General features: G+C 43.3%; 27 protein-coding genes and 2 riboswitches. Of the genes, 24 read left to right on the top strand and 3 right to left on the bottom strand.

What is annotated here, in order from left to right; genetic code table 11:
* The first annotated feature begins 104 nt into the window (after nt 1–104).
* From KJB35_RS14415 to KJB35_RS14365, 11 genes are all read left to right on the top strand, one after another.
* On the top strand, nt 105–1451 hold the full coding sequence (locus tag KJB35_RS14415) for a magnesium transporter (protein ID WP_186585461.1): 1347 nt from the start codon (nt 105–107) through the stop codon (nt 1449–1451).
* A gap of 804 nt (nt 1452–2255) precedes the next feature.
* Nucleotides 2256–3494 (top strand): cytosine permease, encoded by a 1239-nt coding sequence (gene codB, locus KJB35_RS14410; RefSeq protein WP_047101164.1) that lies wholly within the window; start codon nt 2256–2258, stop codon nt 3492–3494.
* A 9-nt stretch (nt 3495–3503) separates the two neighbouring features.
* Entirely contained in the window at nt 3504–4781 is a 1278-nt protein-coding gene (locus KJB35_RS14405; protein WP_025767946.1) for a cytosine deaminase, read from the top strand.
* 248 nt (nt 4782–5029) lie between these two features.
* Entirely contained in the window at nt 5030–5668 is a 639-nt protein-coding gene (locus tag KJB35_RS14400) for an HD domain-containing protein (RefSeq protein WP_115386528.1), read from the top strand.
* Entirely contained in the window at nt 5669–6427 is a 759-nt protein-coding gene (locus tag KJB35_RS14395; RefSeq protein ID WP_213907769.1) for a helix-turn-helix transcriptional regulator, read from the top strand.
* A gap of 146 nt (nt 6428–6573) precedes the next feature.
* Entirely contained in the window at nt 6574–8427 is a 1854-nt protein-coding gene (locus tag KJB35_RS14390; RefSeq protein WP_213907767.1) for an MFS transporter, read from the top strand.
* Nucleotides 8428–8544: 117 nt separating this feature from the next.
* On the top strand, nt 8545–9162 hold the full coding sequence (locus KJB35_RS14385) for a hypothetical protein (RefSeq protein ID WP_005373653.1): 618 nt from the start codon (nt 8545–8547) through the stop codon (nt 9160–9162).
* A 104-nt stretch (nt 9163–9266) separates the two neighbouring features.
* Nucleotides 9267–9407, top strand: a riboswitch (FMN riboswitch).
* 113 nt (nt 9408–9520) lie between these two features.
* Nucleotides 9521–10177, top strand: a complete 657-nt coding sequence (gene ribB / locus KJB35_RS14380; protein WP_005373655.1) for a 3,4-dihydroxy-2-butanone-4-phosphate synthase — start codon at nt 9521–9523, stop codon at nt 10175–10177.
* A 104-nt stretch (nt 10178–10281) separates the two neighbouring features.
* Nucleotides 10282–10827: a glutathione peroxidase gene (locus KJB35_RS14375; protein ID WP_033906358.1), complete on the top strand. Its 546-nt coding sequence runs from the start codon at nt 10282–10284 to the stop codon at nt 10825–10827.
* A gap of 10 nt (nt 10828–10837) precedes the next feature.
* Nucleotides 10838–11281, top strand: a complete 444-nt coding sequence (locus KJB35_RS14370; RefSeq protein WP_017819861.1) for a DUF3429 domain-containing protein — start codon at nt 10838–10840, stop codon at nt 11279–11281.
* Between the two features lie 152 nt (nt 11282–11433).
* On the top strand, nt 11434–11679 hold the full coding sequence (locus KJB35_RS14365) for a hypothetical protein (RefSeq protein ID WP_005373664.1): 246 nt from the start codon (nt 11434–11436) through the stop codon (nt 11677–11679).
* Nucleotides 11680–11749: 70 nt separating this feature from the next.
* Here KJB35_RS14365 and KJB35_RS14360 read toward each other — a convergent pair whose 3' ends face one another.
* Nucleotides 11750–12349, bottom strand: coding sequence for a thiol:disulfide interchange protein DsbA/DsbL (locus KJB35_RS14360; RefSeq protein WP_171344212.1), 600 nt, complete (start codon nt 12347–12349; stop codon nt 11750–11752).
* An 83-nt stretch (nt 12350–12432) separates the two neighbouring features.
* Nucleotides 12433–12813 carry a hypothetical protein gene (locus tag KJB35_RS14355; protein WP_005373669.1) on the bottom strand — a complete coding sequence of 127 codons (381 nt, stop codon included), beginning with the start codon at nt 12811–12813 and terminating at the stop codon, nt 12433–12435.
* A gap of 278 nt (nt 12814–13091) precedes the next feature.
* On the opposite strand from KJB35_RS14355, the gene KJB35_RS14350 reads away from it, so the two are divergent.
* The 10 genes from KJB35_RS14350 (at nt 13092) to KJB35_RS14305 (ending at nt 22131) form a co-directional block, all read left to right on the top strand.
* Nucleotides 13092–13388, top strand: coding sequence for an isoamylase early set domain-containing protein (locus KJB35_RS14350; protein ID WP_017635151.1), 297 nt, complete (start codon nt 13092–13094; stop codon nt 13386–13388).
* A 213-nt stretch (nt 13389–13601) separates the two neighbouring features.
* The gene (locus tag KJB35_RS14345; RefSeq protein ID WP_005373673.1) at nt 13602–14315 is read left to right on the top strand and encodes a response regulator; all 714 of its coding nucleotides are present in this window, start codon (nt 13602–13604) and stop codon (nt 14313–14315) included.
* Nucleotides 14315–15613 (top strand): ATP-binding protein, encoded by a 1299-nt coding sequence (locus KJB35_RS14340; RefSeq protein ID WP_005373675.1) that lies wholly within the window; start codon nt 14315–14317, stop codon nt 15611–15613. The genes KJB35_RS14345 and KJB35_RS14340 overlap by 1 nt, the downstream gene beginning before the upstream one ends.
* A gap of 119 nt (nt 15614–15732) precedes the next feature.
* Nucleotides 15733–16125 carry a glycine zipper family protein gene (locus KJB35_RS14335; RefSeq protein WP_137282780.1) on the top strand — a complete coding sequence of 131 codons (393 nt, stop codon included), beginning with the start codon at nt 15733–15735 and terminating at the stop codon, nt 16123–16125.
* Nucleotides 16126–16252: 127 nt separating this feature from the next.
* The gene (locus KJB35_RS14330) at nt 16253–16609 is read left to right on the top strand and encodes a diacylglycerol kinase (protein WP_017635149.1); all 357 of its coding nucleotides are present in this window, start codon (nt 16253–16255) and stop codon (nt 16607–16609) included.
* A gap of 21 nt (nt 16610–16630) precedes the next feature.
* Nucleotides 16631–18286: a phosphoethanolamine transferase gene (locus KJB35_RS14325; protein ID WP_171344213.1), complete on the top strand. Its 1656-nt coding sequence runs from the start codon at nt 16631–16633 to the stop codon at nt 18284–18286.
* 123 nt (nt 18287–18409) lie between these two features.
* Nucleotides 18410–19342, top strand: a complete 933-nt coding sequence (locus KJB35_RS14320) for a Gfo/Idh/MocA family protein (protein WP_213907766.1) — start codon at nt 18410–18412, stop codon at nt 19340–19342.
* Between the two features lie 218 nt (nt 19343–19560).
* Nucleotides 19561–19992 (top strand): YccF domain-containing protein, encoded by a 432-nt coding sequence (locus tag KJB35_RS14315; protein ID WP_005373685.1) that lies wholly within the window; start codon nt 19561–19563, stop codon nt 19990–19992.
* Nucleotides 19993–20684: 692 nt separating this feature from the next.
* A complete protein-coding gene (locus tag KJB35_RS14310) occupies nt 20685–21023 on the top strand; it encodes a hypothetical protein (RefSeq protein ID WP_017635147.1) in 339 nt (112 codons plus the stop codon).
* 259 nt (nt 21024–21282) lie between these two features.
* A complete protein-coding gene (locus tag KJB35_RS14305) occupies nt 21283–22131 on the top strand; it encodes a patatin family protein (protein WP_042522690.1) in 849 nt (282 codons plus the stop codon).
* Nucleotides 22132–22273: 142 nt separating this feature from the next.
* On the opposite strand, the gene KJB35_RS14300 is transcribed toward KJB35_RS14305, so the two are convergent.
* Entirely contained in the window at nt 22274–23122 is an 849-nt protein-coding gene (locus KJB35_RS14300; RefSeq protein ID WP_042522691.1) for a pirin family protein, read from the bottom strand.
* 401 nt (nt 23123–23523) lie between these two features.
* Here KJB35_RS14300 and KJB35_RS14295 point away from each other — a divergent pair, with 401 nt between their 5' ends.
* The 3 genes from KJB35_RS14295 (at nt 23524) to KJB35_RS14285 (ending at nt 24374) form a co-directional block, all read left to right on the top strand.
* The gene (locus tag KJB35_RS14295) at nt 23524–23733 is read left to right on the top strand and encodes a cold-shock protein (RefSeq protein ID WP_005373691.1); all 210 of its coding nucleotides are present in this window, start codon (nt 23524–23526) and stop codon (nt 23731–23733) included.
* Between the two features lie 240 nt (nt 23734–23973).
* Nucleotides 23974–24183 (top strand): hypothetical protein, encoded by a 210-nt coding sequence (locus KJB35_RS14290; protein WP_005373692.1) that lies wholly within the window; start codon nt 23974–23976, stop codon nt 24181–24183.
* 50 nt (nt 24184–24233) lie between these two features.
* The gene (locus KJB35_RS14285; protein ID WP_017633782.1) at nt 24234–24374 is read left to right on the top strand and encodes a PA3496 family putative envelope integrity protein; all 141 of its coding nucleotides are present in this window, start codon (nt 24234–24236) and stop codon (nt 24372–24374) included.
* Nucleotides 24375–24612: 238 nt separating this feature from the next.
* Nucleotides 24613–24712: riboswitch (purine riboswitch) on the top strand.
* The last annotated feature ends 35 nt before the right edge of the window (nt 24713–24747 follow it).

The following is a 24747-nucleotide window of genomic DNA, read 5'->3' as shown; positions in this document are numbered from 1 at the left end:
TTTTCTGTTACTTTCAAGTACCTTGAGCAAGGTTAAGGTGCATAGTTGTGCATCTCAATAACATGCCATACTTCCATAAAACGAATTAACTATCGGGGTACTCGGTGAGCAAGTTTCAAGATCTCTCCACTCTAATCCAGCAAATTGGCCAAGCCGAAGAAGCGGATCAAGTCGCAACGCTCAATGAATCTATTGAAGCGGGCCTCGAGCCCGGCGCGGTTGCCCTGATTCTAGAAGCCTTTCCAATCGACGATCGTGTTCGCTTATGGCGAGCTTTACCACTAGAGCTACATATCGACGTGTTAACGGAAATGCGTGCGGACGTACGTTTCTCTATCATCAATGCGTTATCTGAAGTCGAGCTAAAGCTAACTCTCGCTAAACTCGACAACTTGTCGCTCATCGAATGGGCCGATTCGTTGCCAGAGTCGATCATCAGCGAAGCGCTCTCGTTGATAGAAAAAGATGAGTTGGAACTTTACGATCAAGCAAACGAGTATGCTGATGAAGAACTCGGCCACTGGGCTGAACGTAAGATCATCACCCTGCCCTTCAACATTACGATTGGGACAGCTAAGCAGTTAATGGAGCGCTATAGCTACGACACGCCTCAACAGGTGTATCTGATTAATCGTAATAAACAGTATCGTGGAACGGTCAACTACTTCGATATCTTACGTGGTGACCCCGATACTCGCTTAAAAACACTCATTATTGAGGCTGTGACGGTGCTAGACAGTAAAATGATGCTTCCTGAAGCGGTAGAGGCATTAGAACACAGCACACTGCCCGCTCTCCCTGTAACTGATGCAGACCAAACACTGATCGGTGAAGTCGATTGGCAGTTTGCATTGAGTACACAGCGTGAAATCTACGAAGCACGTTTGATGGCGGGTACAGGTATGGATGAAGGCGATGACTTGTTTGCGCCAGTATTAAAAAGCTCGCAAAAGCGCGGTGTTTGGTTAGGCATCAATTTGCTTACTGCGATTTTGGCTTCTGTCACTATCGGACTATTTGAAGATGTAATTGCGCAGGTGGTGGCTTTGGCGGTGCTCATGCCAATTGTTGCATCCATGGGGGGCATTGCTGGCAGCCAAACGCTCACTCTAATGATTCGTGCGATGGCGCTTAATCAGATCACCCCAGGTAACCGCTTCAAGCTTTTGAAAAATGAGTTGGGTATTGGCTCTCTGAACGGCATTGCTTGGGCGTTAATCATCGGCGGGCTCGCCGGATTGTGGTTTCAATCTCCGGTTCTTGGGGGAACCATCGCGCTGGCCATTATCGTCAATATTATTACCGCAGCTTTATTTGGTGTGCTGATTCCCATTATTCTGGATAAGTTTAAATTGGACCCCGCTTTGGCTGGCTCGGTGATTCTAACAACAGTGACAGATGTAGTTGGTTTTTTCGCCTTTTTAGGAACGGCGAGTTTAGTCATGCTTTAAAAGGTTCATTGTTTATTAATCAATCATTAGCATAATAGAGTCAAATTGCATAACGCAGTTGCAAATTGCAAACATACTCAAACTTTAAGCAACGCATGTCACAGAAACTACGTATTTTAGGGCATATTAAAGTTGGCACAGTAACTGCATTATATAAATCGACCCTTCTTAAGCCGAGGGTCACCTAGCCAACTGACGTTGTTAGTGAACTTGATTTTGTTCACATGTATATAAGCCAATCGCACTCTTTGCGGTTGGCTATTTTTTTATGTGGCTATTGCCCTCTTATCCTCTGACCGAGCTCGGTTGTACTTTTCTTGCCCACAACAGATTGTTTACTGTTTATAAAATTCAAATATTCGCCCAACAAACCATTAGAAATGTCAGCTTCAACAAAAATAAATCACCTACATAAAATAAAACCAAGAAAACATACCCAAGAAAAGAACAAATACCGTCCAAACCAAAAACCTCATCATGAAAACGTTTTCTTTTCATAGAAATCGACTGAACAATTCAGAGTTATAGATAAATTTAATCCATAAAAACAAATAGCAATTCAAAACATTAACTTCACATAGAAAATCTGTCTATAAATCATAGAAAACACGTAAAACCAAACTTTTCACTTTTAGAATTTAAAAATCAAACTATTGTTATTAAAAGAAAAAATACAAAACAAAAATCAAGCAAACGTTTAAATTGCAATTTTATCATTGACTATTAAATTTACATCACGATAATACGCGCCGTTTGCCTGAAATCAGGTGCTATAATTTAATGTTTCAATGTGCGGAGGTAATAATGGCTGGAGACAATAATTACAGTCTTGGACCAGTTCCCAACACGGCCAGAAAAGGCGTGGCATCACTTACAATGGTGATGTTAGGACTCACTTTTTTCTCCGCAAGTATGTGGACTGGGGGTTCTCTCGGTACTGGGCTCTCCTTCAATGATTTTTTCCTCGCTGTTCTCATCGGTAACCTAATCCTCGGTATTTACACTTCTTTCCTCGGTTACATCGGCGCTTCTACTGGTCTCTCTACTCACCTTCTTGCTCGTTTCTCTTTTGGTTCTAAAGGCTCTTGGCTTCCTTCTGCTCTTCTTGGCGGTACTCAAGTTGGGTGGTTTGGAGTTGGTGTCGCGATGTTTGCGATTCCGGTGCACAAAGCAACGGGCATCGATACCAATACTTTGATCCTCGTCTCCGGTTTGCTCATGACCGCGACCGTTTACTTTGGCATCTCCGCACTGATGGTGTTGTCAGCAATCGCCGTTCCTGCCATTGCACTACTTGGCGGCTACTCTGTCATCGAGGCAGTAAATAGCGTTGGTGGTATTGGCGAACTACAACAAGTTCAACCAACCGAGCCACTCGATTTTTCAATAGCTCTCGCGATGGTTGTCGGCTCTTTTGTCAGTGCTGGTACATTAACGGCGGATTTCGTACGCTTTGGTAAAAAGCCGCGCAGCGCCGTGATGATCACCATGGTGGCGTTTTTCATCGGTAACTCGTTAATGTTTATCTTTGGCGCGGCAGGTGCGTCGGTGACGGGTCAATCAGACATTTCTGAAGTGATGATCGCGCAAGGTCTTCTTATTCCAGCTATCATCGTTCTTGGCTTGAACATCTGGACGACCAACGACAACGCGCTCTACGCATCGGGTCTTGGATTTTCCAACATCACAGGCTTACCAAGTAAATACATCTCAATGGCGAACGGTCTTGTTGGCACACTTTGCGCTCTCTGGCTCTACAATAACTTTGTTGGCTGGCTGACCTTCTTATCTTTGGCAATTCCACCGATTGGCGGTGTGATCATCGCTGACTTCTTCACGAACCGTAAACGCTACGCAAACTTTGAAGCCGCCCAATTCCAAAACGTTAACTGGGCTGGCATTATCGCTGTCGTGATTGGCGTTGGTGCGGGACACTTCCTGCCTGGCGTAGTGCCGATTAACGCTGTACTTGGCGGCGCAATTAGCTTCCTGATTCTTAATCCTATTCTTAACAAAAAAGCACTGGCTACACAGCCAGCGTAAGGAACCATCATGACAACACTACTGATCAAAAACGTAACGCTAAAAGGACAAGAAGGTCTGCAGCAAATTTTGATTGAAGATGGTCAATTCAAGCGCATTGAAAGCAACGATGTGGAGCTTAGTCATAACGGTGACATCATCGATGCTGAAGGCGGTATGGCGGTTGCGCCTTTCTGCGAGCCACACATTCACTTAGATACAACTCAAACCGCAGGCGAGCCTAGCTGGAACATCTCTGGCACATTGTTTGAGGGTATTGAACGTTGGGCTGAGCGCAAAGAAATGCTGTCGATTGAAGACGTGAAAGCGCGCGCAAAACAAACCTTAAAATGGCAGATAGCAAACGGCGTACAACACGTTCGTACCCACGTCGATGTTTCAGACCCTACCCTAATTGCCCTAAAAGCGATGGTAGAAGTGCGTGAAGAGATGAAAGAATGGGTAGATATCCAAATCGTCGCCTTCCCGCAGGAAGGAATTCTCTCTTACCCAAATGGCAAAGAGCTGCTAGAAGAAGCCGTCAAATTAGGTGCGGACGTGATTGGCGCTATTCCACACTTTGAATTCACACGCGAATATGGCATTGAATCGCTGCACTACGTATTCGAGTTAGCGCAAAAATACGACCGCCTGATCGACGTGCATTGTGATGAAATCGATGACGAGCAATCTCGCTTTGTTGAAACACTGGCAGCATTAGCGCACAAGTTTGATATGGGGAATAAAGTCACGGCCAGTCACACCACAGCGATGGGTTCCTACAACGGTGCATACGCATCTCGCCTGTTCCGTTTATTACGCATGTCCGGTATCAACTTCGTGGCAAATCCATTGGTGAACATTCACTTACAAGGCCGTTTTGATGATTACCCAAAACGTCGCGGCGTAACACGAGTGAAAGAGATGCTGAATGCCAACATCAACGTCTGCTTTGGACACGATGATGTATTTGACCCTTGGTACCCACTAGGCACTGCAAACATGCTGCAAGTGCTGCATATGGGTCTGCACGTGTGTCAGGTGATGGGTTACGACCAAATCAACAACTCACTGGATCTGATCAGCACCAATTCAGCACGTACACTGAACATTCAAGACAAGCACGGCATTGAAGAAGGCAAACCAGGTAGTTTACTGATTCTTCCCGCAGAAAATGGTTTTGACGCAGTACGTCGCCAAGTGCCGGTTCGCTACTCTGTTCGTCACGGTAAAGTGATCGCAGAAACACAGCCTGCGACAACTCATATTCATCTTGAACAAGCAGAGCAAGTAACGTTCAAACGCTAAAAAGATCGGCGAAAAGAAAAAGGCCTGACGACATCGTCAGGCCTTTTTTCTACTGGTAAACATCACAGCTCGCTCTGTCTATTCTTGTCTCATAAACCGCTGAACACATTGAAAGGCCATATAAAACGGCTCAGTACCAAACGTTGCACAAGGTTCTGGTGGCTGAATCTCAATTACACCATCGCACTTGGAAATTATTCTAAGCGTTGGGCATACTTCTGACTTCATTTTAGTTGTAGATATGAACCATGACGTCATTAAGCCAGATAGAACCGCAATTTTTGGAATTTATGCAGCAAGAGATGCAAGTGGATGCAGCTCATGATCTTAAACACGTAAAACGCGTGGTCAAAACAGCGAAACAGCTCTGCAAAGAAGAAAGTGCAGACATCGCGATTGTATTACCGGCTGCCTATTTGCATGATTGCTTTACTTATCCGAAAGATCACCCAAATCGCAAAGAGAGCTCAATCATCGCAGCCAAAAAAGCGGTCGCATTTTTAGAGAGTATCGATTATCCGCAGCAATATCATGATGCCATTGCTCATGCGATAGAGGCACACAGCTTTAGCGCAAACATCAGGCCAAATACGTTGGAAGCTAAAATCGTCCAAGATGCCGACCGTCTGGACGCTTTAGGCGCAATTGGCGTGACGCGATGCATTCAAGTCAGCACTCAATTTAACGCGCAACTTTACAACGACAGCGATATATTTGCCGAAGAACGTGAACTTAACGATAAACAATTCACTCTGGATCACTTTCAAACCAAGTTATTCAAAATCGCTGAAACCATGAACACAGAGTCAGCAAGACGCGAAGCGCAAAAACGCAAAACCTTTATGCAAACGTACCTAGAGCAGTTACACGACGAGGTAACAGCGTAAATGTCAGAAAGCTATACGTTAATTAAAGAGCTTAAACGCCAACTAAAGTTAGCTGGGCTGCATTATGCCGATGTTGCACAACACCTTGATTTAAGTGAAGGAAGCGTCAAACGTTTACTCGCTGAAGGTCAACACATTAGTCTTGAACGCTTAGAACGCATTTGCCAATTGATTGGTTTAGAAATGGCGGAACTGTTTAAGATCGCGGCTGCGCACAATAAAGGTCTAGAGTCGCTAACGTTAGAGCAAGAAAAGCAGTTGGTTGATGATAAAGCCCTGCTACTCGTGGCAATCTGTGTTGTAAATGGCTATCAGTTTGAGCAAATCGTTCAGCAATACACCTTCAATGAGTTTGAACTGGTGCAAAAGCTTGCTCATTTGGATCGGCTGAACATCATCGACTTGCAGCCAAATAACAAAATTCGTTTGCGTATATCTCCGACATTTAAGTGGCAGATGGGCGGCCCTATTCAACGGTTCTTCCAGCAGCAAGTTCAAGACGCCTTTTTTCAAAGCTACTTTTCTGGTGAAGATGAAAAGTTCTCCATGGCAACAGGATTGATGAGTGTACCAACCAACAAGAAGCTACAACAGAAACTGCAAAAGGTCATCGATGAGTTTTATCAGGCTTGCCAAAGTGATAGCTCTCTCGATATGGACGAAAAGCACGGCACCTCTCTGATTATTGCGATGCGTCGCTGGACGTTCCCTCTGTTTGAACCATGGGAAAGAAAACCTGCTCAGAAGTCTCGGAATTAGTAACTCAATAAACGAATGGAAATGAAAGTAACGAATTTCGTTACTTTTGGTGGCATACAACGTCACTTGAAAGAGAAAGCTGGTTTAATCGTTCATTGAGCATAAAGTGCTCCCATCTCATTCGACTTTGTTTAATCGGAGCCAGCATGTTTTTCTCAAAACGCTTTTTTCCTTACTTTGTGACGCAATGCCTTGGCGCACTCAATGACAACATCTACAAAAACGTTCTGTTATTGATGGTGACATACAGCCAAATTGATAACCTACCAATATCTGTCAATCTATTCGTTAATTTGGCGGCAGGCTTATTCATCCTACCTTTCTTTCTATTCTCAGCGCATGCTGGTGCCGTCGCTGACAGCATGGACAAAGCCAAATTAATCCGACGTCTAAAGCTCATCGAACTAGCTATCATGTCTTGCGCAGCAACCGCTATTGCCACCCAAAGTGCCATGCTGATGCTGGTTCTGCTGTTTATGACAGGCACTCAATCGGCCTATTTTGGTCCCGTGAAATACGCCTTGTTACCACAAGCGCTCAAACCAAATGAGCTTGTTAAAGGAAATGCTTGGGTTGAAATGGGCACGTTTCTTTCGATTCTTATAGGTACGCTTAGCGCAGGCCTGCTGCTAGCCATTCCTAATGGTACCTTGATTGCTTCTTGTACCGTGATTGCCTTGTCTTTGCTTGGGTTCATGAGCAGCGTGAATATTCCAACGATGCCTAGCCAATCGAATGACAAAGCGAAATTTGAACCGATTTCTGGTTTAAAGAACACGTTAAAAGTGGCAAAAAAACAGAGAGGCATCTGGATGTCTATTCTTGCCATCAGTTGGTTCTGGTTCATGGGTGCGACTTACCTAACTCAATTCCCTAACTTCGCACGCGAACATTTGTTCGCAGATAGCACTGTCGTTTCTTTACTGTTGGCATTGTTTTCGATTGGTATCGCGACAGGCTCTTGGTTGTGTGAAAAACTTTCTTTCAACCACGTTGAGCTTGGTATTTTGCCATTCGGTATCCTTGGTCTGACAGTCTTTGGCGTCGACTTGCTATGGGCAGTCCCAAGTTATCTATCACTTCCGGTGCACTTTTATGATGTGCAAAGCTTCGTTGCTGAATCCAAACATCTGCGCGTCATGATTGACCTGTTCCTTGTTGGTGTAAGCGGCGGTGTCTTTATTGTTCCTCTTTATGCGTTCATCCAATCGCGTTCAAACAAAGGGGAGTGTGCACGTGCCATTGCTGCTAACAACATCATGAATGCGTTGTTTATGGTGGTGTCTGCTTTGGTTTCGATCGTTGTACTCAGCGTACTAGAGCTTTCTATTGTGGAACTGTTTACCATGATGGCAATAAGTAATTTTTTCGTGGCGATCTATGTCTATCGCCAAGTACCGGAATTTACACAACGCTTTATCAGTTATTTACTCAGCCATTGTATGTATCGTGTGTCCGTAAAGGGGCGCCAACATATCCCTGAACAAGGTGCTGCGTTAATCGTGGCTAACCATGTTAGCTATGTCGATGCATTGATTTTGATGGGAACCTCTACTCGCCCGGTTCGTTTTGTGATGGACAAGTCCATCAGCGAGCTACCTGTTCTTAAATATGTATTCCGTCATGCCGGTGTTATCCCGATCTGTTCTCCACGTAAGTGTGCCGAAACTTACCGACGAGCATTTGAACAGATTGAACAAGCACTTAACGACGGTGAGGTTGTCTGTATCTTCCCTGAGGGTCGTTTAACGTCTAACGGTCAATTGGGTGAGTTTCGCCCTGGTGTAGAAAAAATCCTTGAACGTAACCCTGTTCCTGTCATCCCTATGGCGTTAAAAGGGCTTTGGGGTTCTTTTTTCAGCCACAAAGGCGGACATGCTCTCACAAAACGACCGACTCGTTTTTGGTCAAAAGTGGATGTTGTTATCGGTGAAGTGTTAAGTCCTGCGTCTTTAAATCGTCATCAATTGCAACAACAAGTACAGGATTTACTGGGCTGAGTCGCTTGCTATACCGATCAAACTTTGCAGCAAAACGTAAATATGCACCACAAAGGGCAAGTAGTTCTTTGTTAATTAGAGTAGGATATCTACAACGTCATAAATCTGGGAGGTATTATGAAAATCATCATCTTACATGGTCTTTATATGCATGGGCTGGTCATGCAGCCTCTTAGCCAAAAGCTGAGAAAACTCGGATACGAAACGCAAGTACTCAGCTATAACACTGTTGCTATCGATGAGTCTTCACTGTTTGATTCTATTGATCATTCGCTTAATCCACTGACCACAAACGTGCTCGTGGGACACAGCTTGGGAGGCTTGATGATTAAGCGCTATCTCGCCAACAGAAAACCGAGCACTAACTTAATCTCTCATGTTGTCGCTATCGGTTCGCCTCTTAAAGGCGCGTCCATTGTAGGCCGAATTCAAGATCTCGGATTGGGTGCAATTTTAGGCAATTCGCCACACCACGGATTAAACAAACATGATGACGCCTGGGATTTCCCTCAAAAACTCGGCAGTATCGCAGGAACGATGCCGATTGGCGCTCGCCCATTGTTGATCCGTAATGACAACACCATGTCGGACGGTACCGTTACCGTAGAAGAGACAAGACTGGACGGTATGCAAGATCATATCGAAGTGAAGCAAACGCATACGAGCCTGATTTACAACACCTTCGTGCCGCAGCAGATTGATCACTTTATTCGCACAGATTATTTCCGTCGATAGCACACTTTTCCATCATACAGATGGAATCGACTTTCCAAGCGATTCAGTTCGCAGTACTATCCTAGCTCCACTTCTTCACAACTTGGATGAAGTGGTACATTTTTAATTGTTCTCAGGGCGGGGCGAAATTCCCCACCGGCGGTATACTTTTTCAAGTGAGCCCGCGAGCGCTCGATTCGTCGAGGTCAGCAGATCTGGTGAGATGCCAGAGCCGACGGTTATAGTCCGGATGAAAGAGAATAAGAATACACCAGCATAGCGAGTCAGATCGCTAAGAATGCTGGTGCACTTCTTTTTGATCGTATTTTACGGCGATCTCTCATACCGCCCTGATTCTGGTGAAATTTAGGAGTTAACCATGAATCAGTCATCACTACTTGCCGAATTCGGCGACCCAATTACTCGCGTTGAAAACGCACTTATCGCTTTAAAAGAAGGCCGTGGCGTACTGCTTCTTGATGATGAAGATCGCGAAAACGAAGGCGATATCATTTATTCAGTCGAGCACCTCACTAACGAGCAAATGGCATTGATGATCCGCGAATGTAGCGGCATCGTTTGTTTGTGCTTAACAGATGCTCAAGCAGACAAACTGGAACTGCCTCCTATGGTGGTAAACAACAACAGCGCAAACCAAACCGCATTTACGGTTTCTATTGAAGCGAAAGTTGGTGTAACAACGGGTGTTTCAGCAGCAGACCGCGTAACGACCATTAAAACGGCGGCAAACCCGCACGCAAAACCGGAAGATCTTGCTCGCCCGGGTCACGTATTCCCTCTGCGCGCACGTCCAGGTGGTGTAATGACTCGCCGTGGTCACACAGAAGGTACGATTGATCTGATGCAAATGGCAGGGCTTCAGCCCGCTGGCGTACTGTGTGAAGTGACCAATCCAGATGGCACGATGGCAAAGGCACCGGAGATCGTAGCATTCGGTCGCCTGCACAACATGCCAGTACTGACGATTGAAGACATGGTAATGTACCTGAACCAGTTCGAGTTGAAACTGGCATAGTCAGATCTCAGCTCTTGAAAAAGCCGCGCATTTGTGCGGCTTTTTTGATCGATCCTCTTTGCACTTGAGTAGTTATACTTATTGAAAACAAGGGGAACAACACCATGAAAGGATTACTGAAACTCGCCGCTCTCGTTAGCTTTCTCTCCATGAATTCGCTTGCTCTTGCATCTGAGTGCCCTGATATTCTTCAAGGTAAGCAACGGTTGTTAAACTCAACGGAAGAAGTCGATCTATGCGAAAGCTTTAAGGGAAAGACACTACTAGTCGTCAATACAGCAAGCCAGTGCGGCTTCACTCCTCAGTTCGAACAGTTAGAAACCCTCTATCAAACTTACAAAGACCAAAACTTCACCGTTATCGGTTTCCCGAGTAATGACTTTCGACAAGATAGAGGAAGCGAAACAAACACAGCGAAAGTCTGTTATCTCGATTACGGGGTAACCTTTCCAATGATGGCTCGCTCTTCAGTATTAGGTGTAGATGCGAACCCAGTCTTCAACCAGATTACTAACCAAGCAGGCATAAAACCAAAATGGAACTTCTACAAGTTTCTAATTAGCTCTGAAGGTAAAGTTATTGCTACTTTTCCAAGCTCCACATCACCGACAAGTACTACGCTTACCAATATGATAGAGCAACAATTATAAGGTGACGACCATGACAACACGCTCAACCATGCTACAACTCGGTTACTTAGGCCTGGTTCCATTTGTGTTTAGTTTAGGGCTGATTTTCACTGACATCTCACTCTTCAATTTAAGTGGTCAGCAATTTTTCATCGCATATAGCGCCGTTATATTAAGTTTTTTATCCGGCATCCTTTGGGGTAATGGCATTGAGCATTACTACCATCGCCTTAGCCGAAATGTATTAATTCTCAGCAACCTTTTTGTCTTACTGGCTTGGGGCGCATTACTGCAGGGCCACAAACATTACGCAGTCGCAACCCTACTCTTAGCAATTGGGTACCTTGCTGTTTGGTATGCAGAAAAGCTCGTGAGGAAAGTCGAACAAGACGCCGAGCCCAAGGGATATCAAGGAATGAGGAGCAAACTGACCTTCGGCGTAATCGTAATGCACGGATTGGCTTTAGTTTCATAACCTGGTATGTCCAGTACTAAGATCACAAAAAAACGTCTTTTTATAAAACAATGTTCATTTCGTGAATGCACACATATTTTGAACACTGTTTTGTTTCATTTATGAATCAACCCACATATAAGTAATTCAAAGCATTCACAAAGGATATGAATATGTTTTTTCGCAAACTTTTGTTTAGCACTGCGATGATCAATGCAACGACAGGTTGCGTGTCTTACCAGGCACAACAAGCCGCCGCTCAAACAGTAAATAATACAGGCGCTGTGCTTACCAATGTGATTAAAACCACGATTGCTCAGCCATGTAATGTTGCAATCACTGCTGCTAGCTTGTTTTATCCGCATGCCATATTTATGACTAGTGTTCCGACTCAAGCATGTACAAGCGTTCTTAGATAATACGAAAGTGATAAGCATAAAAAATGGCGACTCTACCGTCGCCATTTTTAAGCTTCAATGCTATTTATAGTTACAGCGTCAATAAGTAATTAACTAATTGATTGTACTCGTCGTAAGTACGAATTTCGTTGGCCAAAACAATGTATTTATTGTTCACAACCACACCCGGAACCCCTCTTAACGTGCTAGCAGAGAATTGCTTATCAAAACCTTTCTGCATTGAGTTTACGGCGAAACTATTGTACGCCGCATCAAACTTCTTACCTTCGACGCCATTATCAACGAACAGCTGTTTCAGCTCAGCTTCGTCTTTTGGCGCTTGTCGCTTTTGATGAATTTGGGCAAACATGGCAGGAATCATTGTATCTTCAACTCCTAGCGACACCATCGTCGCGTAGGACTTGGCCATCGGAATCGCCATATCTCCGCCCATGAACCCCACATGTACCTTTTCAAACTTTGCCTCTTTTGGCAGAGCAGGTTTTAAACGCTCAATAAGCGACTCAAACTTGTAGCAATGTGGGCAATAAAAAGAAAAGAATTCCGTCACAACAGATTTCGATGCTTTCTTAACATCCAGAACTTTGTAGTGCTTCCCTTCTTCAAATTGCGCTGCATGAGCGGTAAAAGTCAGTAAAAGTGCACTACATAAGGCAAGTAGTTTTTTCATTGTTTATTTCCTTGTGGCATTCAAATGCCAAATCATTTCATTTGGTAAAAAGGGGTAAAACCCAAGTAATTTGAGATGAGGAATTAAACAATCGGAGGACGATAAAGCTTGGTGATCACTGTCACTACTTTTTCGACTAGAGGCCTATCAATCAAGGCAAGGCTATAAGGAAGAAGCAGTAAGTCGTTTTGAGATAAGTTGGCGGGAATTTTGACCATGCAGGAAGAGCTACAACTCGTGTGAGATTGTTGTGCCTTATTGATGGCTGACTCATCGTGATGTGATTCTACGCAGTCGTCATTGACGCCAAGTTGTTTGTGTAGAGCAGCCTGTTGAACAATAAGATCGCGTACTTCAATTGTTTTCATCGGAGCGGAAGCCTGCGCCACAGGAGCGACACTACTCAAAAGCATAGCAACTAAGCAAACTATCGCAGTCAACAATGTACGGTTAAACTTCAACATAGCTACATCAAGGAAAATGGTGATTTAAGATAATACATGATAACGGTTTGACTTCAAGATACGGACTCTCGGCTCGCTAACAAACTCTGTTCTTTGACTATTTTAGGCTAGTGAATTTTCTCTCTAACGCTCCCTCAGTACACGAAACCAGCACAACGAGCTATTCACCGTTCGGATACTCCCCTCATCAGATACCAGCAACAATTCTATAAAACTTGAAATCATTATGAAACACGAGTAATAGTTAGAACAGTTTTTGTACGAACAAGGAAAGATCAATGCTTAAAAAAAGATTCTTTAAGACAAAAGATGAAGTCGAAGTCACGTTCGAGCTAGATAAAGATCAGTGGGACTCTGTCCAAATTGCTGGAGACTTCAACAACTGGCAGCCAGAACCGATGAAATTAGTGAAGAAAAGTCGTCAGTTTAAATTTAAAACCCGCTTACCTAAAGCGCAGAATGTTCAGTTCCGTTACTTGCTCGATGATGCGAAGTGGGAAAATGACCCACAAGCTGATGCTTACGTTCCAAATGTTTTTGGCAGCGACAACAGCGTCGTGTGTACCACCGAATAAGCGGTAATTTCGCTTTAAGATTCCATACCTAGGCGCAAACGTTGCGCCTTTTTACATCTCCCGAAATGTGATTGGTGATTAGATTTAAATCATTAATTGGCAATTTTATCCAATTAACTCATCCGATAACCTTATTCTGAGAAAGCTTTATTTGAAATAATTCGTAAATTTGTTTAAGTTCCATTGATATTAAATATTGTATACATCACTTAAATGAACGCACAACAAATCAAACCATCTCTAATCATTGTGGAAGACGATCCCAAATTACAAACTATGTTGGGTGAGTATTTTGTTGAACAAGGTTTTCAGGTCAAATGTATCGACAATGGGACGGACGCACCCAATGCGATTATTGACACACAACCAGACGTGGTGCTGTTAGATTTGATGCTACCCGGGCAAGATGGTCTGAGTGTATGTCGTCAAATCCGAGAATGCTACAAAGGCAAAGTGTTGATGCTGACAGCAAGTGATGATGACTTCGATCATGTCGCCGCATTAGAAATAGGCGCAGATGACTTTGTTACTAAACCCATCAAACCTCGCGTATTGCTGGCTCGTATTCGCATGCTATTAAGAAGAAAAGAGGCGGCGCCTACCGAGTCCGAAAACGGCCTACAAATTGGTGTTCTGTGTTTAAACCGATTGCGTAAATCGTGCGTAATGAACCAAGAAGAAATTGCGCTGACAGACGGCGAGTTCGATTTGTTGTGGGTTCTTGCTACGCATGCTGAAAAAACACTATCACGTGAGTGGCTGACCAAAACACTACGTGGTATTGAATACGATGGAACAGACCGCACCATTGATAATCGCATAGTGACACTGAGAAAGAAGCTAGGCGATGCTTCTTGCTCACCACAAAAAATCATTACCGTTCGCGGCAAAGGCTACCTATTTATGCCTGATGCATGGAATGAATAATGAGACGGATTTATCTGGAAAGCTTTGTTGGCCTTATCATTCTGTTTATGGCTAGCTTGTGGGGATACGAGTTCTTAGTTTATGAGATCAACACAGATTATGACTACCTATTACAAGAGCATGAGGGTCAAGCTTTTCACGATCTGATCTACCCTATCTATAAAGAACACGGATTAGAATATACTCAACAACAGTTGGAACAATTTGCCACATCAAGCCATCGTTTGTTGGTGCCTCATACGCTTGAAGAGCTTCCAACAGACATCAAAAAGGCGTTTGAAAGTGATACCTCCGTTAACGTCGCTTACGATGAAGAAAGGGATATCTGGTTCCGCCTAGATGCGAGCACGCCTATCTTTAAAATGAGCGATAATCCGAATAGTCCTGTGGTTAAAGCAGCCAACTTTGATGACAATATCGTTTGGTTGTTCTTTTTAGCTGGATTTGCTCTGTATTGCATATTGTTGATCTGGTTCTTAAGCCGTCGGATTCGAGAGCTAGAGAGAGTGACCGTTGAGTTTGCCTCAGGTAACTTCAAGGCTCGAGCTAGTACCTCAAGCGCTAAGTCTGTTGGGACGTTAAACAAAAGCTTTAACACGATGGCCGATAAAGTATCTCGCTTGATCACTAGCAATAAAATGCTAACTAACGCCGTTGCACATGAATTGCGTACCCCAATCTTCCGCTTACAATGGCAAGCAGATTTGTTATCGGATTCAACCTTAACTGAACAACAGAAAAAGTATGTTTACAGTATCGTCGAAGACATTGACGAGATGGAAGAAATGGTTGAAGAATTGCTTTACTACGCAAAGATGGAGCGTCCTGACACAGCATTACAAACTCAAGAAGAAGTCGTCCTATTCAACTTAGTCAAAGAATTACGACAGAGATGGCAAAAAGAGACTACGCTCGCTATCTCGCTTCAAGAAGTAAACTCAGAAAACGTTCTCGCGTTTGCTGACCCAAAATTGTTAAAGCGAGCCTTAGATAACTTGCTGCGCAATGCAATGCGGTACGCAGATAAGCAGATTTTAGTGGAGATAAAACACGATCAGCACCGCTGCTTCATCAATGTTCATGATGATGGCATAGGTATTGAAGAAAAGCATTGGCCTCATCTATTCGAACCATTTTACAGCGCGGATGAATCTCGCAACAAAAAGACGAGCGGGTTTGGGCTCGGTTTGGCGATTGTCAGACAGATAATGGAGCTTCAACGTGGAGAAGTTTCGATTTGCCATAGCCCACTTGGAGGAGCTTGCTTCACACTTAGCCTCAAAAAATCAGACAGTTAACTTAACCTTCCTACCCCATTTACAGAAGACGACACTTCAATACACTCAAGCGACAGAGCCCAACAATAAAACAGTGTACATTTAATCCATAAGATTCACACACTAAATGGATAGTACTCATGTATAAATCTTTTATCCTGATTATGGCGCTTACTCCTACGCTTACAGCTTGCGCCTACAATCAAAAACCTGTCGTCGACATGACCAATGTTGACCCTAGTACATATGAACAAGACTTTCTTTACTGCCAAGGCTATGCAGAAAATGTCGACAAATCAGAGGCAGCGAAATCTGAAGCCACTAATGGGGCAGTTACAGGCGCATTGATCGGCGCAGCTGCTGGTGCGCTAGAAGACGGATTAGGTGGAGCGGCTGTCGGTGCTGCTGCCGGCGGAGCTGTAGGAGCTGGAGCTGGTGCTTTGAGTGGAACAAATGATTCAACCAAAACCCAATCTCTCGTATTGCGTAAATGTCTCCAACACAAAGGCTATACCGTCTACGATCTTGATTAAATAAGCACTTTTCTTAAATTATCGCGCGATGGATTCTATTCACAAATGTTTCACGCTGTAACGATTAATCTCGTTACCTCTCTGGGATATGTGTTCCATCCCAATGCTTAAATAGTAAGGTCATATTTTGAAGCCAGGTAAAACAGGTATACGCCGTGTCATGGATGCGACCGGCTATTCATTTCAAGGATTGAAAGCCGCATGGACACACGAAGCCGCTTTTAGACAAGAATTGATTCTCGCCTTGGTACTTTCCGTCTGTGCTTTTTTCCTTCCTGTCACCACATACGAAAGAGTGCTGATGATCAGTAGCCTGTTCTTGGTATTGATCGTCGAACTCATTAATTCCGCCGTAGAAGCGGTTGTCGACCGTGTTAGCGATGACTGGCACGAGCTCAGTGGTAGAGCCAAAGATATTGGCTCAGCGGCAGTATTTGTTGCGTTAACTCTTGCCCTTTTTATTTGGGCTTCGTTCTTGCTCTAATTTTTATTCAAGACACTCATTATGAAGACACATGATTTACAACAGAGAGGTATCTCTTACGTTACCTTTACTTTCCTGTTGGCGCTGTATTTCGCTCTCGTCGTAAATATCCCTATTTATAAAGAACTGATCGGCATCTTTACACACTTAGATAATGTCAAGATTGGATTTATTATCACAATACCAATTTTCTTTCTTGCCGCGCTCAATTTCCTTTTTAATTTATTTAGTTGGCCTTGGATCGGCAAGCCGTTCTTTATAATTTTAATCATTGTTTCAAGTATGGTGAGCTACGCAAGCTATAACTATGGCACACTTTTCGATTCTGGAATGATTGCCAATATTGTTGAAACCGATTCGAGCGAGGCGAGTTCTTACCTGAGTGCTCACTCTGTAATTTGGACGCTGATTATGGGAGTTATCCCAGCGATAATTGTCTTTAAGGTCAAGCTGCAATCTCAACGTCACCAATTACTGTACTTCTCTGTTACCAAATTAGTATCGATGCTGTCGTCGCTAGCTGTCATCGCCGTCATTGCCAGCGTGTACTATCAAGACTACGCATCTGTAGGGCGCAACAATAGCCACCTAAAAAAAATCATCATACCCACCCAGTTCGTTTACAGCGCGACCGGGTATGTGAAGGAGAAATATTTCACCACGCCAGAGCCATATCGAGAAATCGGCACAGATGCAAAGCAGTCAAATAGCGCCGTACAGCAAGCACAGAGCAAACCAACACTACTGGTTTTTGTCGTAGGAGAAACCGCTCGAACTCAGAACTACCAACTCAATGGCTATACACGAGAGACAAACCCTTATACTAGTAAATTGGATGTTATCTCATTTCAAGACGTCGCATCTTGTGGCACCGCGACTGCTGTATCTGTGCCTTGTATGTTTTCACAGCTCACGCGAAACGAGTTTGAACGCACCAAAGCGGATAACCAGGATAATGCTCTCGATATAATGCAGCGCGCTGGGGTTGACCTCATTTGGAAAGAAAATGACGGTGGGGATAAAGAAGTAGCCCACAAGATCAAGAAGATTGAAGTGGATCGAAAGCAAGTAAGCCCTATGTGTAATGGCCAAACTTGTTACGACATGGCGCTATTAGATCATTTTGATCAGGAAGTCGCGGATATGCACGGTAACCGAGTGGTCGCCATGCACCTTATAGGAAGCCACGGTCCGACCTACTTTCAGCGTTACCCAAGAGACAACGCCTTCTTTAAACCAGACTGCCCACGTGCAGACATCGAAAACTGTAGCATCGAACAAATAGTGAACACATATGACAATACAATACGCTACACTGATCTTGTATTGGCAGAAACCATCAAAAAACTTAAAGCGTTAGAGTCTGAGTATAATACCGCGCTAATTTACATATCGGATCACGGTGAGTCACTAGGCGAAAACGGATTGTTCTTACATGGTATGCCTTATGGCCTTGCACCAGATTTCCAAAAACGCGTTCCTTTGATCATGTGGCTGTCTTCGGGCTTTAAACAAGCGAAGCAGATCAATACCGACTGTTTGTATAAACAAGCACAGAATGCAGGCCAATACTCACATGATAACGTATTCCACTCTTTATTAGGCATTATGGATGTACAAACTCAAGCCTACGATAGCAAGTTAGATATATTCAAAGCCTGCCGAGCCGTTTCCTAAATCATTCAATAAAGCCTGGCTCAAAGTGTGAACCAGGCTTTTTCTAACAAGGTATTTAAACTCATCGCCACGCCAAGCGTTATACTGACAGTCCGCGATCCATACATCGAGATAAGGACTAGGATGAAAATTGGTATTATTGGTCTAGGGGATATCGCTCAGAAAGCATACCTTCCTGTTATCACTCAGCTTCCAAATATCGAACTTGTATTTTGTACCCGCAACCCAAACACACTTGAGAGCCTGGCTAAGCAGTATCGAGTCTCAGAGATCTGCCAAGACTACCAGCAACTTCTACACTTTGGCGTCGATGCCGTCATGATTCATGCGGCAACAAGCGTACACCCTCAAATAGCGGCATTTTTTCTGCAGCATGGAATTCCAACCTTTGTCGACAAACCATTAGCGAATAGTGCTGATGACGTGGAAAAGCTGTACGACATTGCCGAAAAAGAGAGACAGCCACTCTATGTGGGCTTTAACCGTCGTCACATTCCACTTTACAACCAACATATGCCACAAGTGCAGCAAGGCAACATATATGACTTAAAGTCGCTACGCTGGGAAAAGAACCGTCACCAACTACCGGGGGATGTTCGTACCTTTATATTTGATGATTTTATTCACCCATTAGACAGCGTTAACGTCACAGCCAAAGCCGATCTAAAAGATGCTTATGTAACTCATCAACTTGAAGGTGGTCAGTTGGCGCGTTTAGATATTCAGTGGCAACATGGAGATACTCTGCTCCACGCCTCGATGAATCGCCACTTCGGTATCACTACAGAGCGCGTTCAAGCTTGTTATGCAAACAAGGCAGTTGAGTTCGACTCCTTCGTTGAAGGCAAACTATGGCAATCTAACCAAGAGCAAAAAATCAATTTGAAAGACTGGACGCCAATGCTGACGAGTAAAGGTTTCCATTCGATGTTGCTCGATTGGTTTGGCGTCGTTGAGTCTGGAAATATTGCTGATGAAGTAGTAACACGCAACATTGCCAGCCATCGATTGGCAGAGCAAATTTGTCAATATCTCGAGAAAGTTGTCTCTAGATAATGCGATTCTTGGCTATATGCTTGATTGAGTATTACGCTCTATACTAAAAAGACTTGCCTTAGGGAAGGCATTCATTCTCTGTTAAGACTACGGCGATTATTCTATCAATCAGGTCAATGAGGGCACGAAAGCACACATCGACAAAACAGACGGTTTAGATTTTTTTTACGGTGCCCTCAGGTATCTGAATCATCACATTCAAGAATAAAGGAAATAGAATGAGAACACTTGGTAACATCATTTGGTTTGTATTTGGTGGCGTATTTATGGGGTTGCTATGGTGGTTTTTTGGTATTTTGGCCTTTATTAGCATCATCGGAATACCTTGGGGGCGTGCGTGTATCGTTATGGGTAATTTTTCCTTTTTCCCATTCGGTAAAGAGGCCATCTCACGCGATGAATTGACCAATGAAATGGACATTGGCACGAGTCCGCTCGGCGTTATTGGTAACGTCCTTTGGTTTGTATTTGCAGGCCTTTGGTTAGCTATCGGTCACGTACTTTCTGCCGCAGCATGCTTTGTCACCATAATCGGCATTCCGTTTGCGCTCCAACACCTCAAGCTAGCGGTTATTTCACTCGCACCAATTGGTAAAACGGTTGTATCGTCAGAAGAAGCTGCAATGGCTCGATACAACATCAATCGTTAGCAAAAAGCTAATGCGCTTTCTATCCTCTGGGCAGTCATGCTCAGAGGGTAACGCCCGTCAAAAGTAAGCCTATAATCGCTATCGCATATTCAATAATGGCTGATTGTATATTCATACCGTCACCTTTACGTTGAAGTTTATCCTAGCTCAGCACTGCTTTACTTTTATAATTAATCAATACACCCAAGTGAGTTCAAGATGCTAGACTCATAGCGTCGTCACTGATTCAAACTCCAAGAACGACGTAACGAAAAAGCGAGCTATCCTATGCTCGAAATATGGGTTCTTTCCCCCTCGAAGTAGAGTTCAACAACAAAAAAGACGAACTATAAGCATAGCCAAAATTAATGCTTTTCGACCTAAAATATCTCACATCAATCAAAGAAAGCTTCTAAGATTTTCTCTTTTTGAGTAAATATAGACAGTTACAGTAGCGAAATTCTTCTCGGTAAAAATCCCCACTCAATCTCATGATCAGTTTTTTAAAAAAACAACAAAAATTCGTTGTTATCTAGAGTAATTATTTTATTTGTCGCAGAGCAATTCCATCAATATCATTTGCGACATCGGAGTGCTAGAGCATTGAAATTTTTAGCATTTATCACAGGTATAGAACGTAAAAAACCTTTTATTACTTATTTTTCTTTTTTACATATGTTCTAACTCAACGTCTATTCAGACAGGAATATACCGTGGATAAATATCAAGCAGCTTATGCTAAACGTCTAGAGAAACTAAATGGGGATCCATCTCCTAAAACGATAGCCCGCCTTTCGGCTTGGGATGCGTTTTTTAACAAGGAGTACGAGCTCCAAGACTTGGAATACCAGCTATCGGACGCTGCGCACCAGCACTATGAACAGTCGCATGCGAAGAGCGACATTAGCTTCAAAGAATTCAAACGAGCGTTCTATAATGAATCCATCAAAATTTACAATTTAACTGATGGCGCTTCTATCCAGAAAGTATTCACCCCATTACTTTTGCTTACAACGCTCTGGATAGTGTTTGTATGCCTATTTAACAAGTGATCATCAAACTATTCCAACAACGATCAGTATGGGACTACAGGTATGGCTCTATGTAAGGGGGCTAATTCGCTCGGTCTCCTTCACTAAATTAGCGACTCAATTACCCGCAATTCCATAAGCTAAAAGTGACAAGGGCATCCGTTGATGCCCTTTTTATTCAAAGGAACGCAACCAATAGACCTTTGGCCCACTTGGGTATAAAACCATTATGCGTTAAGCTGCACGCTATTATCCGATTGATAAAGAGTGGAGCGAAGTGATGGAAAAAGTAGGCTCTCGAGCATTGATTGTCGAAGGTGGAGCCATGCGAGGCGTATTTTCATGCGGCATACTCGATCATTTTCTTGCTAGCGAGTTCTCTCCATTTGATAGCTTTTGGGGAGTGTCTGCGGGTGCTAGCAACTTGGCTGCCTACTTAGCTAAAATGCCCGGACGTAACTTAAAAATCTACCTCGATTACAGCTTAAGAAAAGAATTTATCTCTCCATCTCAACTTCTACGTGGTGGTGATATGATGAACTTAGACTGGATGTGGAATGTCACCCTCGAAGAACTTGGAATCGATAAATCTGCGCTCAAAGCTGATTCACGACCTTTCTTTTTAGGCGTGACGCGTCAAGACAATGGGCAAGCGGAGTACCACCTTCCTGATGTCGACGACTTGGCAGAAACAATGAAAGCCAGCAGCGCACTGCCTGTACTTTACCGAAATGGCGTATCACTGAACGGAATTCAATACGTTGATGGTGGCGTCTCAGACGCACTTCCTGTTGCAGAAGCAATAAAGCGAGGAGCCAAAAAGATTATGGTTTTACGCAGTCAGCCCGCAAGCTATCAAAAGCCAAGAGGAAAATTCAGCGCCCTAACTAGGAGGATGTTGAAAGAAACGCCCGGATTAATTGAACCTATGTTGACACGTGAAGTTCGCTACAATCAGACCTTAGCGCTGATCAACAACCCACCACCTGGTATCGAAATCATTCAAGTGTGTCCTCCTGAAACATTCAAGTTGAAACGGCTGAGTCGATCGCCAGCACCACTGCGTCATGCTTATGAGTTAGGAATTGAAGCAGGAAAGGAAGCCATCATACGCTGGAGTCAGAAGTAGAAAAAAGCCACGTGGATTAAACGTGGCTAACGCAAATTCGATGGCAGTGGATTATCGTATTTGCTTCTGGTCGAGCCCAATATTCAGGCTCAAAACTGTTTTAATTTGCTCGCTAACTGAGAAAGCGAGTAGGCTGTCAAAACTAGTAAGTTTCAAACAACCCAGAGTTGTAGTCTTGGATGGCTTGTTCTATCTCTTCCATGCTATTCATGACAAAAGGGCCATAATGCACCACGGGTTCATTAATTGGCTCACCTATAAAGATCAGTGCACCACTCTCTTTTTCGGCCTGTAATTCAACCCATTCACCTTTCGATAAAATGGCCATTTCGCCTTGATTGATCTCACGACCTTTTAATTGAATACGACCTTTATAGACATAGAGCATCATGTTGTTGTCTTGATCCGTGTTCAAATTCAAAGCTTGACCACCCATCGCTCTCCAATCGGCTACCGTGGCAGCAACACCTGTCTCTGTTAGCGGCCCCTGAATTCGTTCGTTGTTTATAGTCATATGACCCGCAATCAAACGTACAACCCCCGTATTCGGAGTATCAAACTCAGTGATCGTTTCAGGTTGAAAGTCATGATATTGAGCTGGCTGCATCTTATTTTTCGCAGGCTGGTTAATCCAAATTTGGAAACCATGCAGTTCGCCTTCCTTCATAATAGGCATTTCGCTATGGATGACGCCTCTTCCTGCCGCCATCCACTGTGCACCACCGGAACGAAGCTCGCCAACATTATCCATATGATCACGATGCTGGAAATGACCTTTCAACATATAAGTAAGCGTCTCGATACCGCGGTGCGGATGCGGAGGGAAACCGCCGATATAGTCAGCACGGTCTTCTGATTTGAGTTCATCCATCATCAAAAATGGAGAAAAGCTAGCATGATTGAAACCCGCTACTCGGCGAATTTTCACTCCATCACCATCAGCAGTAGGTTGCGCAGGAATAAGCTGACGAATGTCTCTGAATGTACTCATACTAGTTCTCCTAGTTTATCTTTGTGACCGCTTGCAAATCGCATGTTCAATCTATGGCTATCGATAAGGTTCTATTTTAGGTTGATGAGCTAAAATTATGAGCCATACTATTCGTTCTACTTATTCAACTTTTTCGAACAATACAATTTATCGAGTTAATAATGAGCACATTTAATTTATCTAAAATAAATGTAGCTATTTTCTAAACAAGGTGTATAGTGTGCCTTGGCTCTTAGAAGAGAGCTGTTAATGCAACATTTAGTTTAAGTTTCCTCTCAGTAAAATCTTGAATCCCCAATTCAGACACCTGCGTACAACTTCCTCTTGATTGAACATTCAATAGCTTAGAAAAGATCCACAAAACAAATCATAATTTTAATGTTTAATTCAAAGGTATTTTTATGTCTAAAGTAACTGGTTCAGTAAAATGGTTTAACGAAACTAAAGGCTTCGGTTTTCTATCTCAAGACAACGGCGGCCAAGATGTATTCGTACACTTTAACGCTATCGTTTCTGACGGTTTCAAAACACTGACTGAAGGTCAGAAAGTAAGCTTCAATGTAGAGCAAGGTAAAAAAGGTCCTCAAGCGACTGAAGTAACTCCTCTATAAGACTGCTTTTCTTGGTGTAGCATGCCCATGCTGCACCAAACCTCTCTCCTTCAAAAATATTCTTTCATCAATCACTCAACCTAATTTTAGGCATTGCTTTGTGCTATCTAAAATAAACTGAATAGTACTGCTTAATTTATTATTTATAGGAAAAATCATGTCCTCAAAAAGAACTGGCCGTCAAAGGCATTGGTATCAATTACTTAACAAAGAGAAAATCACTAAAAAACAGGAGAATAAATGTTAGAAATTGAATTTAATTTAGAACAACCTCAAACCTCTTGGAACGCTAAAATACATCAATTAAATGGTGATATTTTACGAAGGCACGTATTACCGAAACTTCTTTCTCATAGCTTCATGATCGATTTTGAATATTGTGAGAAAACGCAATCTGGAACTATTCTCTGTGATTCAGGTTCAAAGTTAGGAAGTTTTACTGTTAACTGATTCAGTTTTCATGCATTAATGGATAATGCAACTAATTTGGAAGGTATCCAATGGCTAGAAAAAGTAAGAAGCAGTCAGAAAAAGACAAAAAAGAGTCTGAACAAAACGCGGCGGCGGTAAAGCAGAAAACTCGACGCCGCATAGAAGACATTATGGAACAAAGAGAATTTGATAAGTTATTCGATCTATAAATGCTCTCTAGTGCTTTCTCTGCCTTTATCGTTGTGCAAGGTACCGCCACCTACCTTTGCTCAAACGAATCTCCACTCTTTTAGACTACTCTTCTAATTACACGTGCCTCTCACACACGCAAAAACAACTGGCTCCTCTATACTCAAGTGGACTTGCAAATAGTCGTTTCGCTCACAGGAAAACCCGTGACTAATGACAGTTAGGTTATTTGCGTATAGCCAAAGCGATATTTTTGCGTATAATCCCTCTCGTTTGCTTCGTATAACCCCAATGATATGGTTTGGGGGTCTCTACCAGTTCCCGCAAAGTGCTGATTACGAAGAGTTGAGATCATCGTGGGTCTTACTCTTTGTGATAGCGTTCGATTTATTT

The sequence above is a fragment of the Vibrio sp. D431a genome (genome assembly GCF_030248655.1).
Classification (GTDB): Bacteria; Pseudomonadota; Gammaproteobacteria; order Enterobacterales; family Vibrionaceae; genus Vibrio; species Vibrio alginolyticus.
The sequence above is the reverse complement of the archived record's forward strand: the minus strand, read 5'-3'. Positions and strand labels throughout refer to the sequence as shown.